This window comes from Cupriavidus sp. IDO, from assembly GCF_000812465.1.
GTDB lineage: Bacteria > Pseudomonadota > Gammaproteobacteria > Burkholderiales > Burkholderiaceae > Cupriavidus.
Map to the genome: position 1 here is coordinate 1 of NZ_JWMA01000065.1, position 16,466 is coordinate 16,466.

General features: G+C 64.2%; 17 protein-coding genes and 2 pseudogenes. 13 read left to right on the top strand and 6 right to left on the bottom strand.

Annotation, left to right across the window (positions count from 1 at the left end):
- The first annotated feature begins 716 nt into the window (after positions 1-716).
- The 12 genes and pseudogenes from RM96_RS19940 (at position 717) to dmpG (ending at position 9,309) form a co-directional block, all read left to right on the top strand.
- A complete protein-coding gene (locus RM96_RS19940) occupies positions 717-905 on the top strand; it encodes a hypothetical protein (protein ID WP_039013120.1) in 189 nt (62 codons plus the stop codon).
- Positions 906-927: 22 nt separating this feature from the next.
- On the top strand, positions 928-1,188 hold the full coding sequence (locus tag RM96_RS38735; protein ID WP_238587332.1) for an SDR family NAD(P)-dependent oxidoreductase: 261 nt from the start codon (positions 928-930) through the stop codon (positions 1,186-1,188).
- A gap of 84 nt (positions 1,189-1,272) precedes the next feature.
- Positions 1,273-1,492, top strand: a pseudogene (locus RM96_RS40060) (SDR family oxidoreductase); the annotation flags it as partial.
- Positions 1,493-1,873: 381 nt separating this feature from the next.
- A complete protein-coding gene (locus RM96_RS19950; protein WP_039013122.1) occupies positions 1,874-2,188 on the top strand; it encodes a hypothetical protein in 315 nt (104 codons plus the stop codon).
- Positions 2,189-2,208: 20 nt separating this feature from the next.
- A complete protein-coding gene (locus tag RM96_RS19955) occupies positions 2,209-2,541 on the top strand; it encodes a hypothetical protein (RefSeq protein ID WP_039013123.1) in 333 nt (110 codons plus the stop codon).
- 74 nt (positions 2,542-2,615) lie between these two features.
- Positions 2,616-3,653: a TRAP transporter substrate-binding protein gene (locus tag RM96_RS19960; RefSeq protein WP_039013124.1), complete on the top strand. Its 1,038-nt coding sequence runs from the start codon at positions 2,616-2,618 to the stop codon at positions 3,651-3,653.
- A gap of 95 nt (positions 3,654-3,748) precedes the next feature.
- A complete protein-coding gene (locus RM96_RS19965; RefSeq protein WP_039013125.1) occupies positions 3,749-4,270 on the top strand; it encodes a PPC domain-containing DNA-binding protein in 522 nt (173 codons plus the stop codon).
- A gap of 12 nt (positions 4,271-4,282) precedes the next feature.
- Positions 4,283-6,187, top strand: coding sequence for a TRAP transporter large permease (locus RM96_RS19970; RefSeq protein WP_152624163.1), 1,905 nt, complete (start codon positions 4,283-4,285; stop codon positions 6,185-6,187).
- A gap of 16 nt (positions 6,188-6,203) precedes the next feature.
- Complete coding sequence (locus RM96_RS19975; RefSeq protein WP_039013126.1) at positions 6,204-6,497, top strand: YciI family protein; 294 nt, start codon at positions 6,204-6,206, stop codon at positions 6,495-6,497.
- 10 nt (positions 6,498-6,507) lie between these two features.
- Entirely contained in the window at positions 6,508-7,302 is a 795-nt protein-coding gene (mhpD, locus tag RM96_RS19980; RefSeq protein WP_039013127.1) for a 2-keto-4-pentenoate hydratase, read from the top strand.
- A gap of 13 nt (positions 7,303-7,315) precedes the next feature.
- Positions 7,316-8,260 carry an acetaldehyde dehydrogenase (acetylating) gene (locus RM96_RS19985; protein ID WP_039013128.1) on the top strand — a complete coding sequence of 315 codons (945 nt, stop codon included), beginning with the start codon at positions 7,316-7,318 and terminating at the stop codon, positions 8,258-8,260.
- A gap of 11 nt (positions 8,261-8,271) precedes the next feature.
- Positions 8,272-9,309: a 4-hydroxy-2-oxovalerate aldolase gene (gene dmpG, locus RM96_RS19990; protein WP_039013130.1), complete on the top strand. Its 1,038-nt coding sequence runs from the start codon at positions 8,272-8,274 to the stop codon at positions 9,307-9,309.
- Here dmpG and RM96_RS19995 read toward each other — a convergent pair.
- The 5 genes and pseudogenes from RM96_RS19995 to RM96_RS40880 form a co-directional block, all read right to left on the bottom strand.
- Positions 9,304-10,269, bottom strand: a complete 966-nt coding sequence (locus RM96_RS19995) for a LysR family transcriptional regulator (protein WP_039013131.1) — start codon at positions 10,267-10,269, stop codon at positions 9,304-9,306. The two genes, dmpG and RM96_RS19995, sit on opposite strands and share 6 nt — an antisense overlap.
- Before the next feature lie 134 nt (positions 10,270-10,403).
- Positions 10,404-10,529 (bottom strand): hypothetical protein, encoded by a 126-nt coding sequence (locus RM96_RS40565; protein WP_274520208.1) that lies wholly within the window; start codon positions 10,527-10,529, stop codon positions 10,404-10,406.
- 769 nt (positions 10,530-11,298) lie between these two features.
- Positions 11,299-13,941 carry a bifunctional diguanylate cyclase/phosphodiesterase gene (locus tag RM96_RS20000; RefSeq protein WP_039013132.1) on the bottom strand — a complete coding sequence of 881 codons (2,643 nt, stop codon included), beginning with the start codon at positions 13,939-13,941 and terminating at the stop codon, positions 11,299-11,301.
- A gap of 55 nt (positions 13,942-13,996) precedes the next feature.
- A complete protein-coding gene (locus RM96_RS40570; RefSeq protein WP_082016616.1) occupies positions 13,997-14,428 on the bottom strand; it encodes an NUDIX domain-containing protein in 432 nt (143 codons plus the stop codon).
- A 367-nt stretch (positions 14,429-14,795) separates the two neighbouring features.
- Positions 14,796-14,984, bottom strand: a pseudogene (locus RM96_RS40880) (tyrosine-type recombinase/integrase); the annotation flags it as partial.
- A 225-nt stretch (positions 14,985-15,209) separates the two neighbouring features.
- On the opposite strand from RM96_RS40880, the gene RM96_RS20005 reads away from it, so the two are divergent.
- Positions 15,210-15,488: a hypothetical protein gene (locus tag RM96_RS20005; RefSeq protein ID WP_039013133.1), complete on the top strand. Its 279-nt coding sequence runs from the start codon at positions 15,210-15,212 to the stop codon at positions 15,486-15,488.
- Between the two features lie 371 nt (positions 15,489-15,859).
- Here RM96_RS20005 and RM96_RS20010 read toward each other — a convergent pair whose 3' ends face one another.
- A complete protein-coding gene (locus tag RM96_RS20010) occupies positions 15,860-16,270 on the bottom strand; it encodes a cupin domain-containing protein (RefSeq protein WP_193752487.1) in 411 nt (136 codons plus the stop codon).
- Between the last annotated feature and the right edge of the window lie 196 nt (positions 16,271-16,466).

Here is a 16,466-nt window from a genome sequence, read left to right on the forward strand (position 1 = left end):
ATGAGCGTCAGGGCTCGGAAGGGCTCCTCGATTGGGGTGCGGAAACGCTGAGCGCGTCAACTTATGGCCATCGTGATTTTCTAAGAACACAATTGCCGGATCCATAATCCGCCCGGGCGATTGGGGGGCTGGGGTTGGTCCAGCCATTCTCGAACTGTGTTCTTGCCGATCCCTCCAGCCCACAGCACTCGCTCCCAGTGCGGTGTTTCGATGGAAAGTTCGGGTACTACGTGGGACCCGCCTTACGCGGGCTCAGCCGCATATCGCCGATGGTTTGCGCGCCGTTAAGGCAGCTCATTTGTTGGGGATCTGCCATCGAAATTCTTGAAGGCGGTTTTCAGAACACCGACCAGATCTGCCACGATCTCCACATTTTCCAGAACAGGGAACTCCTTTCGGAGCTTGTTCGAGACTGCACCCTGATTGTCCCTGACCGAGCGAGTCGTCAAGAAGCGCTCAAGTTGTTTAATCTGGCTAGCAGACGTTTAATAATCCAGCGAAATCTTGGTTATCGTTTAAACATCACTTCTCCGCCACCATTCTTACGGCGTACGCGGGGGATTGACGACAGGCAGTGTTCCTCGCCATCTGCACGACCGGACCGCGCACTCGCCGGACCGCACCACGGTCAACTGGGCGACCGCATTCGCGCCACCCGCGCAAGGGACGGGATCCCTATTGACCAGGCGGCGAGGCATTGCGGGGTCTCCATCGGCATGCTGTCCAAGCTAAAGAACGGCAAGGGCGTCAATCTCGAGCACGCCCTGCGTGTGCTGGCCGGACTGGGTTTGACGATGCTGGTCGTTCCCAAGGCGCATGCACCTTGGCTTGAACAGGCGGCGTTCCATGCGGCCAAGATCGACGAGGATGCGGCCAGGGAACAGCATGCCTGGCGGGAAGAGTAGGGCGTCGATCAGGATGGGCGTCATGCTCGGATACGGTCCTCGACTGGCAAAGGAGTATGCCGGCCACGGTATCCGCATCAACGCGGTATGCCCAGGTGCTACGCAGACGCCAAACTACATGCGCTCGACCAATGGCGATGTGCATCTGCTTGGCGACATGATTCCGATGCAGCGGATCGGTCAGCCGGAGGAAGTTGCCGAAGCCGTTTTGTGGCTGCTCTCGGACAAGGCAGCCTATGTCACGGGTGCAACATTGTCGGTAGATGGCGGCATGACTAGCTGAGCTTGTCGCGTGCCGGATGCTACGAGACTTATCCTTGATCTCTGTTTATGGCATGACATGTCGACTAGGCAATGGAACCGGCGCGCGCTCGAAGTGGCCAAGAGCGGTGTGGAGGCAAACAGGTCTCACAAGGCTTCATCCTACCAAGGTGGCGACTGCTAGCAAGATGATCTCAAAATATCCCGACGGGAGCCTGGATCAGCCGGAGGAGGTGGCGGCATTGATCGCCTGCCTCTGTTCGCCAGAGGCCGCGTTCCTAACGGGTGCGAACATTGCCATCGACGGCGGTCAGCACTTGAAGTGAGCTCTGATGGTCCGTGCGGCGCTCACTGGCCGGAGCGCCGGGCACTGTCTGCGTTGCTCGAAATGCGGTGCGGCCCCATTTGAGCAGCCGCGCTTTTTTCTAGCGGGCGCCGTGGTTGCGCTCGCCCATCAGTGGGGCGCCCCACGTATCCAGGCGAAGCCGTTACGCCGAACTCAAAATGCATTAATCGCCAAGCTCTTCGCCTGCAACCATCGAGGGCACGTAGACGCCCGTCGCCAGCCGTGCCCTGGTTTGGGTATCAGCCCTCCCCAAGGAAAGTCTGATATCTCCTTTTAAGGATATGACGCGGGGCGGCCTTTTCATATGCTTCGGTCATCGCGCCGCACCACCTGCGGCCCGAACATTGACCTGGAGACATCAATGCCCCTGTTTCTCAACGAAGTCTGGCTTGGCGACATCAAGCCCGAGGTGATCGAAGAGGCTGTGACCTTCTTCGGCAACCTGAGTGTCGGCACGAAGCCCGACAACCTGCCGCCCGACCTGCGTATGGTCGCTGGCCCCTGGCTGTCCGCCGAGGAAGCGAAGGTAATGTTCATTTTCGAGATCGACGACCCCTCGACCATGTTCGACGCCTACGCCGAGCGCGTGGTTAGCGGACTCTTCGCCCGTCGCAAGCTCACGCTGCTGTCGGGCTGGGACCAGATGAAGGCCTACACCGACCGTGTGTCGGCCTGAGCATACCAGGGAGAAAGAAGATGCCGAAGTTTTTCAACGAAGTCTGGCTGCGCGACATGTCCCCGAAGACCATGCAGGGCGTCGTGGATTTCCTCGGGAACCTGCGCAAGGGCGTGCGCCCGCACAACCTGCCGGGTGACCTTAACTTGCTGGCGGGTCCGTGGCTGTCGAACGAGGAGGCGAAGGTCTACTTCGTTTTCGAGATCGAAGATCCGACTGAGACCTTCGAGGCGTTCGCCGAACGCGTGGCCGACGGGCTGTTCTTGAAGCGCCGGCTGACGCTGATCCAGGACTGGGACGGCGCAAGAAGCTTCTCGAAGTACCTCAGCAGCCGGGAAGCCAGGGCGGCATAAGTGGCAGGGTGGCCGGTCAGGCCACCGCCGCCATAGCGCCCGACACTACAAAACCAGGCCACAGGAGACAAGTCATGAGCGGGTTCAACAGCGGGCGCCGTCTGGCGCTCAAACAAGGTATTGCCATGGCGGCGGCGTCCGCTGCCTCCGGCCTGATGATCGGCACGCCGGCGCGTGCGGCGGGGCAGGCCTACAACTACAAGCTCGGCATTGCGCTCGACGCCACCCATCCGACCACTGTCAACCTCACAGCCGCGGCAGCCGAGATCGCCAGCGCCTCGAACGGGCGCCTTAACATCCGCGTGTTCCCCAGCAGCCAGTTGGGCAACGACACTGACATGATCTCGCAGGTCCGATCCGGCGCCATCGACTTCGTCAGCACGGCGGGCCTGATCTGGGGCACGCTGGTGCCGGTGGCCTCCATCAGCGGGATTGGCTTCGCCTTCCCAGGCTACGACCAGGTGTGGAAGGCCATGGACGGCGAGCTGGGCGCGCATATCCGCGGCGCCTTCGCGAAGGTCAACCTGATGCCCCTGCCGAAGATCTGGGACCACGGTTTCCGCCAGGTCACCAGCAGCAACCGGCAGATCAATACGCCGCAAGACCTCAACGGCTTCAAGATCCGTGTGCCGCTCAGTCCCGCGCTCACCTCGATGTTCAAGGCCTTCGGCGCCGCGCCCGCCGGCATCAACATGGCGGAGACGTACACGGCGCTGCAGACAAAAGTCGTCGACGGGCAGGAGAACCCGCTGACCATCCTGCAGACGCAGAAGCTGTACGAGGTCCAGAAATACTGCTCGCTCACCTCGCACGTGTGGGACGGCTTCTGGCTCGTGGCCAACCTGCGCACGTGGAACGCGCTGCCCGAGGACCTGCGGCAGCTCGCTGCCACCACGTTCGACGCCCATGCCTTGAAGCAACGCCAGGCGGTGGAGGCGCTGAACACCCGCCTGCGCGACGAGCTGAAGGGCCGCGGCATGGCCTTCAACCAGCCCGACGTGAAGGCCTTCCGCGACTACCTCAGCAAGGCCGGCTTCTACAAGGGCTGGCAGCAGAAGTTCCCGACCGAGAGCTGGGCGCTGCTGGAGAAGTACGCGGGCAAGCTCGCATAGCCGCATCGTCCCTTTTTTCCAATTCTCTCGACCGATGGCCGGTGGCTGTGCGCCACCGCCACGGGTGCGCTCACATTCAAATTCCAGGAGACATCATGACGTTCATAAAGCGCGCGGTATCGCTGTTGACGCTGGGCCTTACCCTTGCTGTCGTGGGGACGCACGGCGCGGCGGCAGCGGAACTGAAGGGCAAGTACATGAAGACCCCCACCGGCTACCTGATGGTGCTCCGGCACGGCGACAACGTGCTGCAGACCCTGGAGCAACTGGCGCGGGACGAGAAGATTCCCAGCGCGAGCTTTGTCGGCATCGGCTTCATGTCGGAGGCGACGTTCGGCTTCTACGATTTCAACCGCAAGCAGTTCGACCCGAAGACGTACCGCAACGTCGAGATGGCCAACATGACCGGCTCTATCGCGTGGAAAGAAGGCAAGCCGTCCATCCACGCCCACGGCACGGTCACCGACGGCACGTTCAACGGCGCTGGCGGCCACCTGCTGGGGCTGACCGTCGGGACGGGCTCGTGCGAGATCACCGTCACCGTGTATCCAGAGCGCCTGGAGCGCTTCGTCGATCCCGAGATCCAGGCGAACGTCCTTGGATTGCCGCAGAAGTAAGGGAGGTGCTTCATGTCTACCCAAATGGTTGAAGTCGCTCCCCGGGGCATGGATGGTCCGGTGGGCGAGATTCCGGGGAGCAAGCCGGCGCGGGTGCTGCGGCTGGCGGACAAGGTGCTGGGCGCGGTGTCGGAGGTGCCGGCCGCCTTGCTCGTGGTCGCCGAGGTCGGCGTGCTGTTCAGCGGCGTACTGAGCCGCTACGTCCTGCGCACGCCGCTGGTGTGGGTCGACGAGCTCGCGTCCCTGCTGTTCATCTGGCTCATCATGCTCGGCTCGGCGGTGGCGTTCCGGCGCGGCAGCCACATGCGCATGACGGCGCTCGTCGACAAGGCGGGGCCGCAATGGCGCGGCGTGTTCGAGCTCGTGGCGACGGTTGCCGCCCTGACGTGGCTCGCGCTGGTGGCTGGTGCGGCGTACGAGTTCGCCAGCGAGGAGGCATTCGTCACCATGCCGGCGCTGGACATCTCCAACGCCTGGCGTGCCGCCGCGCTGCCGGTCGGGATCGCGCTGATCCTGCTGATGAGCGTGGTGCGGCTGCTGTCCACGGCCAGCCGGCGCGCGGCGCTGGTGGCGCTCGTCGCATGCGGCGCGGTGGTGGGTGCCCTCGTCGGACTGCAGCCTGTGCTGCAAGGGCTGGGCAATGCTAACCTGGTGGTGTTCTTCGTCGGCATCGTTGGCCTGCTGGTCTTTGCCGGCGTGCCCATCGCGTTCTCGTTCGGGCTGGCCACCTTCGGCTATCTCTCATTGACCACGTCGACGCCAACCATCGTCGTGATCGGACGGATGGACGAAGGCATGTCGCACCTGATCCTGCTGGCGGTGCCGCTGTTCGTCTTCCTCGGCGTGCTGATCGAGATGACGTCGATGGCGCGGGCAATGGTGCAGTTCCTGGCCAACTTGCTCGGACATATCCGCGGCGGCCTGTCCTATGTGCTGATCGGCGCGATGTACCTGGTGTCGGGCATCTCGGGCGCCAAGGCGGCGGATATGGCGGCGGTCGCCCCGGCGCTCTTCCCGGAGATGAAGAAGCGCGGTGCCGACGACGGCGACATGGTCGCACTGCTGGCGGCCACCGGCGCGCAGACCGAAACCGTTCCGCCGAGCCTCGTATTGATCACCATCGGCTCTGTCACCGGCATCTCCATCGCCGACCTGTTCACGGCCGGCCTGCTGCCAGGCGTTGTCCTGGCCCTGATGCTCGGGTTGGTGGTGTGGTGGCGGGCGCGCAAGGCCGGCGCACCATGCAATCCGCGTGCAAGCCGGACGATGGTCGGCAAGAGCCTGCTGGTGGCGCTGCCCGCGCTGGCGCTTCCCTTCGTCATACGCGCCGCGGTGGTAGAGGGCGTGGCGACGGCGACGGAGGTGTCCACCATCGGCATCGTCTATGCCGTCGTGGTGGGGCTGCTGGTGTACCGGAAGTTCGACGTTCGGCAGATCTGGCCAGCGCTGGTGGACACGGCGGCGCTGTCAGGCGCCATCCTGTTGATCATCGGCACCGCCACCGGCATGGCGTGGTCGCTCACCCAGTCCGGCTTTTCCGGCGACCTGGCCGCAGCCATGGCGAAGCTGCCGGGCGGGGCCGCGGCCTTCATCGCGGTCTCCATCGTGGCCTTTGTCCTGCTCGGCAGCGTGCTGGAAGGCATCCCCGCCATCGTCCTGTTCGGCCCGCTGCTGTTTCCCATCGCGCGGCAACTGGGCATCCACGACGTGCACTACTCGATGATCGTCGTGCTCGCCATGGGCATCGGCCTCTTCGCGCCGCCATTCGGGGTCGGCTACTACGCCGCCTGCGCCATCAGCCGCATCAGGCCGAGCGAGGGTGTGCGGCACGTCTGGCGCTATATGGTTTCCCTGATCGTCGGGACGGTGGTGGTCGCCGCCGTGCCATGGATCTCCACCGGCTTCCTCCATCACTGAGTCACAGAGCATTGCCATGAAATTCGCAGCCTTCGTCGAGTACGCCAATGAGCCCGAGCGGCTCGCCCAGTTCCGGCCTGCCCATCGGGCCTACCTGCAGGACCTGTTGCAACAAGGGCGGCTGGTGGTCGCCGGCCCGTTCGCCGACGGCAGCGGCGCGCTGTTCGTCTACGAGGTCGCCAACGAGAGCGAGGCGTCGAAGCTCGCTGCCAACGACCCGTTTGCCAAGGCGTCGCTGTTCCGGAACCTCGTCATGAAGCCCTGGAAGCTCGTCTTCGCGAGCGCCGACAACCTGAACCCGCCGCTCTGAGGTGCCGCACATGACCATGGATACCGCCGTCCTGCAACGACTGGCAACGTCGCTTCGCCATGCCGCCCGCGACGGGCAGCCGATCCTCCCGCTGCGGGAAGAACTGGCCGCGATGGGCGTGGCGGGCGCCTATGCCGTCCAAGACATCAACACGCAGCACTACCTCGAGACCGGGCGCCGCCTGACGGGCCGCAAGATCGGCCTGACCTCGAAGTCCGTGCAGCAGCAGCTTGGCGTCGATTCGCCGGACTTCGGCATGCTGTTCGCCGACATGGAACTCACCCCTGACGAGGAGGTGGCGCCCGGGCGCGTGCTGCAGCCGAAAATCGAGGCCGAAGTGGCGGTGGTGCTGGAGCGCGATCTGGGCGACGGGCAAGCGACGCTGTCGCAGCTCATCTCGGCCATCGCCTATGTATTGCCGGCCGTCGAGATCGTCGGCAGCCGCATCAAGGACTGGGATATCCGCCTGCTGGACACGGTCGCCGATAACGCCTCGTCCGGCCTGTATGCCCTCGGCACCCGGCCCCGCAAGCTGTCGGAGGTGGACCTCCGCACCTGCGGGATGCTGATGGAGCGCAAGGGTGAGGTCGTCTCCCTCGGCGTGGGCGCGGCCTGCCTCGGCCATCCGCTGAACGCCGCGCTGTGGCTGGCCCGCAAGATGGCCGAAGTCTGCCGGCCCCTGCGTGCGGGCGACGTCATCATGACCGGCGCCCTCGGCCCCATGGCCACCGTCGCGCCGGGCGACGTCATCGACACGACCATCGCGGGCCTGGGCGTTGTCCGGACGGCCTTCGCCGCAAACTGAACGGGAGCATTGCATGTCAACGAGAAAGGTCAAGGCTGCCATCATCGGCAGCGGCAACATCGGCACCGACCTGATGATCAAGATCCTGCGACATGGCCGCCACGTGGAGCTGGCGGCTATGGTCGGCATCGACCCACAATCGGAAGGGCTGGCACGCGCGGCCCGGCTGGGCGTGGCGACGACCCATGAGGGCGTGGAGGGACTGGCGCGGCTGCCCGCGTTTGCCGACGTCCAACTCATCTTCGACGCCACCAGCGCCGCCGCCCACGTCGCCAATGACCGTTTCCTCCGGGAACGCAAGCCCGACGTGCGGATGGTGGACCTGACGCCGGCCGCCATCGGCCCGTACTGCGTGCCGGTGGTCAACGGCGATAGCTGCCTGGATGCACCGAACGTCAACATGGTCACCTGCGGCGGGCAGGCCACCATTCCCATCGTGGCGGCGGTGTCACGTGTGGCGAAGGTCCGTTACGCGGAGATCGTCGCCAGTATCTCCAGCCGTTCGGCGGGTCCGGGCACGCGTGCGAATATCGACGAGTTCACCGAGACCACCTCCCGGGCAATCCAGACGGTAGGCGGCGCCGAACGCGGCAAGGCGATCATCGTCCTCAACCCGGCCGAGCCGCCCCTAATGATGCGCGATACGGTCTACTGCCTGAGCGAAGAGACGGGCGAGGCCAGGGTGGCCGCGTCGGTGGAGGAAATGGTGGCGGCCGTGCAGCGCTACGTGCCGGGCTACCGGCTCAAGCAGGACGTCCAGTTCGACCGCGTGCACGACCTGAACGTGCCGGGGATCGGACGCGTGAGCGGTCTGAAGACGACGGTGCTGCTGGAAGTCGAAGGGGCGGCGCACTACCTGCCGGCGTACGCCGGGAACCTGGACATCATGACCAGCGCGGCCCTGTCGACGGCCGAGCGCATCGCCGGGCGCATGGTCGAAGTTGTCGCCGCCATCTGAAGGAGCCGAAAGTGAGCAAGAAAATCTACGTGTCCGATGTCACGCTGCGCGATGGCAGCCACGCAATCCGTCACCAGTACAGCGTCGAGCAGGTCCGGACCATCGCCAGGACGCTGGACGAGGCGGGCGTCGACTCCATCGAAGTGGCGCATGGCGACGGCCTGCAAGGGTCGAGCTTCAACTACGGCTTCGGCGCGCACACGGACCTCGAATGGATCGAGGCCGTTGCCGAGGTCGTGAAGCAGGCAAGGATCGCCACACTGCTGCTGCCCGGCATCGGCACCGTCCACGACCTGAAGGAAGCCTACGCTGCCGGGGCCCGCGTGGTCCGGGTGGCCACGCACTGCACGGAGGCGGACGTCGCGAAGCAGCACATCGAGACGGCGCGCGAGCTGGGCATGGATGCCGTGGGCTTTCTGATGATGAGCCACATGACCACGCCGGCGAAGCTGGCCGAACAGGCAAAGCTGATGGAGCGCTACGGGGCGACCTGCGTCTATGTGGTCGACTCCGGCGGGGCGCTGGGGATGGAGGATGTCCGCCATCGCATCCGCGCGTTCAGGGACGTCCTGGACGCGCAGACCGAGGTCGGCATCCATGCGCACCACAATCTTTCGCTCGGCGTGGCGAACTCGATCGTGGCGGTGGAGGCTGGCTGCGACCGGGTCGACGCCAGTCTGGCCGGCATGGGCGCGGGGGCAGGCAACGCCCCGCTGGAAGTCTTCATTGCCGCAGCCGACCGACTGGGCTGGCACCACGGCTGCGACCTGTTCAAGCTGATGGATGCGGCCGATGACCTCGTTCGACCGCTGCAGGACCGCCCCGTGCGCGTCGACCGGGAAACGCTGGCGCTGGGCTATGCCGGCGTCTACTCGAGTTTCCTCCGGCATTCCGAGGCCGCCGCGGCAAAGTACGGCATCAAGGCCGTCGACATCCTCGTCGAGCTCGGCAAGCGTCGCATGGTGGGCGGGCAGGAAGACATGATCGTCGACGTGGCGCTCGATCTGTTGCGCAGGCACGGGAGCGCCCAGGGCACTAGCGCCTCATGACCGGGCGCCGCGACGGCGGGTGCCAGCGGAAGAGGTGCCGGCCGCCGTCGCTGCCTGCGGTGCGGCGGCGGCCTTGGCCTGGGTCAGCTTCCGGATCAGGTCGATGACCGTCCTGCTGGCGTAGGTCAGGGGCCGCTGGGTGCTGGTGGCCAGCACCAGCGTGCGCGTCAGTACGGGATCGACGATGCGGCTGACGCCGATCCGCCCGAGCTGCATGTCGACTTCTACGGCTTGCCGGGTCAGGATCGTGTAGGCGGCGCCATTGGCGACGATCTCGCGCATTGCAGTGAGCGAGTCGACCTCGATCTGGGTGTTCAGGGGCACGCCCGCCTTTTTCGCCTCGTCCAGCAGCATCATGTGAAAGCCGTCCGGAGCGCCGGGCAGTACTAGCGGCAGGGCGGCAGCATCGGCGAACCGGCAGCTCGGCTTCGCGACGTTCGGGTCGCCGGCGGGGGCGATCAGGTAGAGCTCGTCGGTGGCGAGCGGTTCGTCCGTCTTGTGGATGCGGTCGCCATACCGTGAGAACACGCCCACATCCGTGCGGCCGCTCGCCAGCGCCTCTTCGATATTGCCGGCGAATCCCTCCATCAACCGCAGGTCGATCTTCGGAAAGTCCGCCCGCACCCGCTGGAACAGCGGGCCGACGATATGCTGCGTGATGGACGCCTGCAGCGCCAGCCTGACCGGCCCGCTGGGCACGTCGGCGCGGTCCCTGATATCGTTCCTGAGCTGCTCGAACTCGCCAAGCAACGATTTCACCCGCGGCATGATGGATTGCCCGAATTCCGTCAGCACCACGCCCCGCCCGGTGCGGTAGAACAGCTTGGCGCCGAATTCGCTCTCCAGCGAGGCGATGTGCTTGCTTAGGGCGGACTGGGCGATGCCCCGGGACGCGCAGACCTTGCTGAGACTGCCCGCCTCGACGATGTCGGATAACAGTTGTAGGTGCTTGATGTCCATCGCCTGTCTGCGTCAAGAGAAACGCGCTCGGCAGCGCGACAGGGCCTGTCGTCGCCGATGCCGTGCACAAAGCTGCGCTGGCAAGATTGTAGCGAAATTCATATGCTGGGACAGGCGTGGTGCTCCGGCAGCGTTCACGCAGCCACGTTGGCTTTGCGCAGTCCCGCGACATCGGCCTCGTCATAGCCGAGGCCACGCAGGATTTCGTCGGTGTGTTCGCCCGGGTCGGGCGCGGTGCGGGCAAAGCATTCTTGCTCCACTGTGCCTGCGCCAGGGTGCGGAGGCTGCCCGTCGATGGGTGAGCAAGGGAGGCGACGATGTCACTGACTTATTGGTTGCCCCCCAATTCGACAGTCGCTGCGGAGTAAGCATGCCGCCGTCCACCTTCCCAGCGGACGGAGTTTGTGAGGTTAGCGGACGCGCACAGCGCGCCGGATGCCACTTCCTACTGAGAAGAGCTGCCAGAATCCCGCCTTGGCGAGAATGTCCTAATGTGACGACGCACAGGTTCTATCTCCAAATTCGCAAGATTTGATGTACTAAGTTGTGAAACGTAAGATAACGTTCTCATCAAATTGCCTGCGCTCGACGAGTTAAAGATTCACATGATGGGGATCCGTTGCAGGGGATTTTCCAAAAAAAAATTTGCCGCGTCGAGTTTGATTTTATTGGCGTCAGTGGTGGCTGTCATTCATGCGTGCCTAAAAGAATAACATGCTGATCTGAGCGTGCCGTTTCAGCGTCGGGTCGGGATCCGCGGCGTCGTGGTAGAACCGTTGTGGAGCATCCTGTCAACATCGCGCGGCCCTATAGCCCGACATTGTCGGGCCGCTTAAAAGGATCCCACAATGACCAGGATTGCCGGCAGCAGGACAACGAACACCATGCCCCCCAGGATCGGGGTGGACGACGAGCACGGCTTTGGCGTGGCGGGCAAGCGCGGCCGCGGTGTACTGGAGCAGCTGGGGCTGGTCTCATCAATATCGGCGTGCTGGGCAAAGCCGCGGGCACCGAAGGACGCCGCTCGCCTCAAGTCACGGCGCTCACGAAGGCCTCGAACGCGCGGGCCTCCACCGGCGGACAGAAGAAGTGGCCTTGCCCGTAGTCACAGCCGGCAGCCAGCAGGATGTCGCGCTGCGACTCGGTCTCGACGCCCTCGGCAATCACGCGGATGCGCAGTGCATGCGCCATGCTGATGATGGCGTGGCACAAGGCCACGTCGTCCGGGCCCCGCGTCAGCGAGCGGATGAAGGACTGGTCGATCTTGATGTAGTCAATGTCCAGGCGCCGCAGGTACGACAAGGACGAGTAGCCGGTGCCGAAGTCGTCGAGCGCGATCTCGATGCCGGCCGCCTGGAAGCGGGAGAGCTGGTCCATGACATCGGCGTTCTGCGCCATCAGCGAGCCTTCGGTGATCTCGATGACGAGGCTGCCCACCGGCACGTTCCTGCGCTCGATCATGCTGGACCAGGACTCGGGCCCGCTCGCAGGCGCGCAGAACTCCACTGGTGATTTGTTGACCGAAATCTGGAAGCCCTTGCCCAGCAGCACCTGCCAGCGCGCAAGCTGGTCCAGCGCTTCCGTCAGCACCCAGCGGCCTATGTCGATGATGAGGCCGGATTCCTCCGCAACGGCAATGAAATCGGCCGGGCGGATCGGCCCGCGCACCGGATGGTCCCAGCGGATCAGGGCCTCGGCCTTGCAGACCTTGCCCGTGCGCAGATTGACAATGGGCTGGTAGTGCAGCGCGAACTGCCCGGACGCCAGCGCCGTGCGCAGGTCCTGCGTGATGCGCAGGCGCTCCCTCTCCGCCTGCAGCAGCGCCTGGGTGAAGACCTTCCAGCGATTGCGGCCCTCCTCCTTGGCGGCAAACATCGCCTGGTCGGCGCACACCAGCAGGGCCTCGGCGTTGTCGGCGTCCTTGGGGTAGGTCGCCACGCCGATGCTGGCCGACACCACCACCAGCTCGCCGGCCAGGCGGTAAGGCGCGGCAATCAGCTCCAGGATCGCCTGGGCAATGCCCCCGGCAACGCCGGCATCGCCCACCGCGGGCAGGATCACGGTGAACTCGTCGCCGGCCAGCCGCGCCACGGTATCCGACGCGCGCACCGATGCCGCAATGCGCCGCGCCGCCTCCAGCAGCAACTGGTCACCCTGATCGTGGCCGAGGGTATCGTTCACCTCCTTGAAGCGATCCAGGTCGATGAACAGCAGCGCCAGCGCATCCTGCATGCCGCGCGAGCGCTCGATCTCCTGCTCCAGCCGGTCGAAGAACAGGCGGCGGTTGGGCAGATCCGTCAGCGCATCGAAATTCGCCTGGTGCCGGATGACCTCTTCCGCCTCGCGCTTCTCGGTCATGTCATGGATCAGCGCAACGCGGCGGCGCTCGCCATACGCGTGGGCCAGGTAGGTATCCACGGTCAGGTAGGCGGGAAACTCGCTGCCGTCCTTGCGCCGGATCGAGAATTCGCCGCTCCATCTGCCCTTGGCTGCCACGGTGGCCCGTAGGCGTTCGACCAGCCCTGCCGCATTGCCTGCCCCGCTGACGCTGTAGCCCGGGCGGCCCTTGATCTCCTCGACTGTATAGCCGGTGGCGGCGGCAAAGGCCGGATTCACGTCGATGATGGTGCCATCGAGCGACGTTACCACCATGGCCTCGCTGCTGGACGAATAGACAAGCGAAGCCAGCCGCATCTCCTCCATATGGCGCCGTCGCTCCGCCATGGAGCGGCGCAGGCTGTAGTACAACAGGCCAAGCAGCAGCGTGGAAGCAATGGCACCGGCCAAGGCAACGCGGCGATAGACCTCGTAGGGCGCCAGCACCAGGCCGACCGCCTCGCCCACCACGAAATTGAGCCCGAACTCCGGCACACGGTAATAGCCGAAGACCCGCTCCACGCCTTCGGAGCCCGACACCGCCCGATAACTACCAGACTGGGGCGACTCGCTGGCGAGGTACGGCCTGTTGCTGACCGCCCTGGCCAGCGCGCCCTCCAGGGCCGGCACGCGCGCAATGACCTGGCCGGAAGTCTTGATGACCGACGCCACTTCGCCATCGCGGTTAGTGAACGTCTGCGCAAAGCTGGCGAACTGCTCCGGACTGACCGAAACCACGATGACCCCGTCGAAGCTGCCCGCGCGCAGGATGGGGCGCGTGAACTGGATCGACCATTTGCGCGAGACCTTGCCCTTCACCGGGTCGCTGATGAACAGCATGTCGCGCCCGCCCGCGTTCTGATGGACCCGGAAATGCTCGCGCCCGCTCAGGTCGACCTTCTCGCCGGGCGCGGGCGGGGCGATGGACGAGTAGATGAGCAGGCCATGCTTGTCGATCACCGATACCTGGAACGACAGGTCCACCACCAGGTTCTCCCGCTCACGCACCATGTCGATGAACCCCGGCTGGCTGACCAGCCAACTGGCCCGCAGGTCTAGGAGGAACTCGGACAGCCGCAGGATGCTGGATTTCGAGTACGCGCCGAACGCCCGGGCCTCCGCCTGGGTACGCTCCGCGGCGTCGTGCAGCAAGCGGTCCCGCTCGCTCACGAGCTGAAACGCCGCGAACGCCCATGTTGCAATCAGCCACGCCGCCGCCCCCAGATTCAACGGGGAAAAGACCTGGCGCAGGCGCTGCAGCGCCTTGCCATATCGGGTGGTCGAGCGTTCTGGCATCAAATGGGTATCGCAGCGCAGCGAGGAATCGACATCGATAGCAGGCTAGTCGAGATCAGCAAACCCGACAAGCAGCATGCACTCTAGTCCCGTGCTCACCGCGTGGAGCCGGGCCGGCGCGAGCCGAAAGCGTCACGTCGTGATCATGCCCCGCTCGACTCGTGGGCACGTGGGCCTCGATACCGGACATGGCCCAACCAGCGCCGCCCTCCTCCGTCAGACCCAGTTCCTCCTGCAACAGGCGCCGCAGCGCCGCCGCAATGGGCTCGTCTTTGCGAATGCGCCCGCCCGGCACGAACCACGAGTCCTGCGCCGGCGGATTACGGCGATCGGGTGGCAAAAGCAGCGTCGCAGCCGTGGGATCGCGAAGCAATGATGTCAAAGCGCTCTCCGGATATGCACCGGCAGGGCTTGCAAGAGGTGCGCCGCCCGCCGGCGAGAGGGCGGGTATCGGCGACCAAGCGAATGTGCAAAGGCTGGCCGGCATGCATTATGGCTACTATGTGCCATTCCGGCCTGATTAACGCCCCCCAAATGGGGGCCAAGGCATTTTCGCCACAGACATTTCGGCGCCGCTGTCTTGCCCGCGCAGGCGGACATCAGGCATCTTTCACGGCAGTGGAATCCGCGCAAAGACGCTGGGTCCCCTGCCTCCGCAGATACTGTGTTGCTCAAGCCTTTGTAAGTGCTTTTTCCAAGTGGAAGGCCTGAGCGTGCATGTCGTGTGTCATTTTTCAGTGAGCCGTGGCGGTGTTGCAGCCGAAGGTTGTATGGCGCCGAAAACTAAAGGAACCGTTCGGCGCGGACTGGGGGCGTTTAGTTCCCGATCATCGGCGCATGCACGGGCGGGATCGCAGCGCCCCGCGTGACAGGGCCTTGTCGCGACCCGTCTCGCGGCCGATGACCGGCAGCACCAGCGGGCGCGTCGCGCCGGGTTGTGGGGTAGGCGGCAGCGCGCCAGCTCGGCGATCAGCTCGTCGGTCGCGGGCACCAAGCCGGGTCTTGTTGCCCTTGCCGGTCACCGCCAGCCACCAGCGCTCGATGCAGAATTAGTGGGCGCCATTCGCGGAATTAACGTTCCTCAACACCACGGACCCGCTATGCCCGCCGCAGGGCACGTTGCCTTTGTCGCCTTGCGGTTTGTAGCAACTGCTAAGTCTTAGCAAGCGCGCGTTGGGCATTTTCCAGGCTTCCCGCGATCTTTGCCGCTACACTTAAGAGACGCATTATACGTATTGCAAATGGGCGGCGTGCCCGAGGAGAGAGCCTTGAAGTACTCCGTTGACTACCAGTACCAACCAAATGGGGCCGCCAGGCCGCTCGATACTGGCCCGGCCATCGACATGGAGGGGCCGGAGAATCTGATCCCCAACGTGGGCGACTTCGTGTCCCTACACCTACCCGATGAACACAACCAATTCTCCGGTAAGGTGAAGTCCCGGCTCTTCCGCTACATCCAGCCGGTCGAGGGCCAGGAGATCTTTTGCCATGTCAATATCGTCGTCGCGGAGAGCGATGACGACTGGGGACAGCTGATCAAGGAGTAGCGCCTAGCGCTTCTTGCCGGAGGCGAGCTTTTCCTCGCAAATGATTCGAAAAGTTATGTCAAATAGCCCTGAAACAAAGAATCTGCGTCGCACCTGGATCTGCTTGGTAGCAGCATTTGGAGCTATGTTTGGTGCGCGGGCTCTTGGCTATGACTCCACGGTCTAGGGCGCGCTATTTCTGATAGGCATGGTGCCCTGCGCATGGTTCTACTTCACCGCCTCGTCGGACTCGATTGCCGCGGAACGGAAGCGACCTCCGCCAGTTGCGAGCCGGTCGGCTCTTGCCAACCCTGTATTCAGCCAGTCGGTTTGCTCCGAACCGGCCGTTCAACTCTCACATTAGCCGGCCCGCGCTGCTTCTCGCGCGCGACTTACTCCTGGGGAACGAGCTCGACAATCACTACCCGGCATGGCACCTTACCGGTGTTCTTTGCAGAAATAGTGCCGGCCGGATGGTTCTCGCCCCTTCCTTCGAAATACGTGGAGCCGGCCTCGAAAGTCCGCGTCTTGCCCTCCTTCCAGATGATGGTAATGGCCCCCTCCAATACGTAGCGGAGCCCTGGACCCTTATGCACATGAAAAGGAATCTCGCCACCGGGTTCAATCACCAGCATGGTCGCCGTCATATTCCACTTCCCGGGCGGAAGTTCTCCAAGGGGGATTTCCTGAAGCGTGTTCGCAGTGAATTTCTTGGGCGCTGGCGTTTGCGCCATGGACGGCCCCGAGCCCAACGTGGCAATTGTGGCAAGAGCGCTAACTACTGCGAGCTTCAGCTTTAACATCATCATTCTCCTTCGTCCAGATGTGTCGCTACAAGAGAGACATTAGGTAAGTCATCTCATTGCTTCAGCATAGCCGACCAAGTGAAACGTAACGGCCACGGGCGGCTTCTGGCCAGTTTCGGCCGATCGAATCTCATCACACCAACGGCAGCAGCTCGGCCCTATCGGCATTGGCGGAAGAATCTGGAATTTGCGA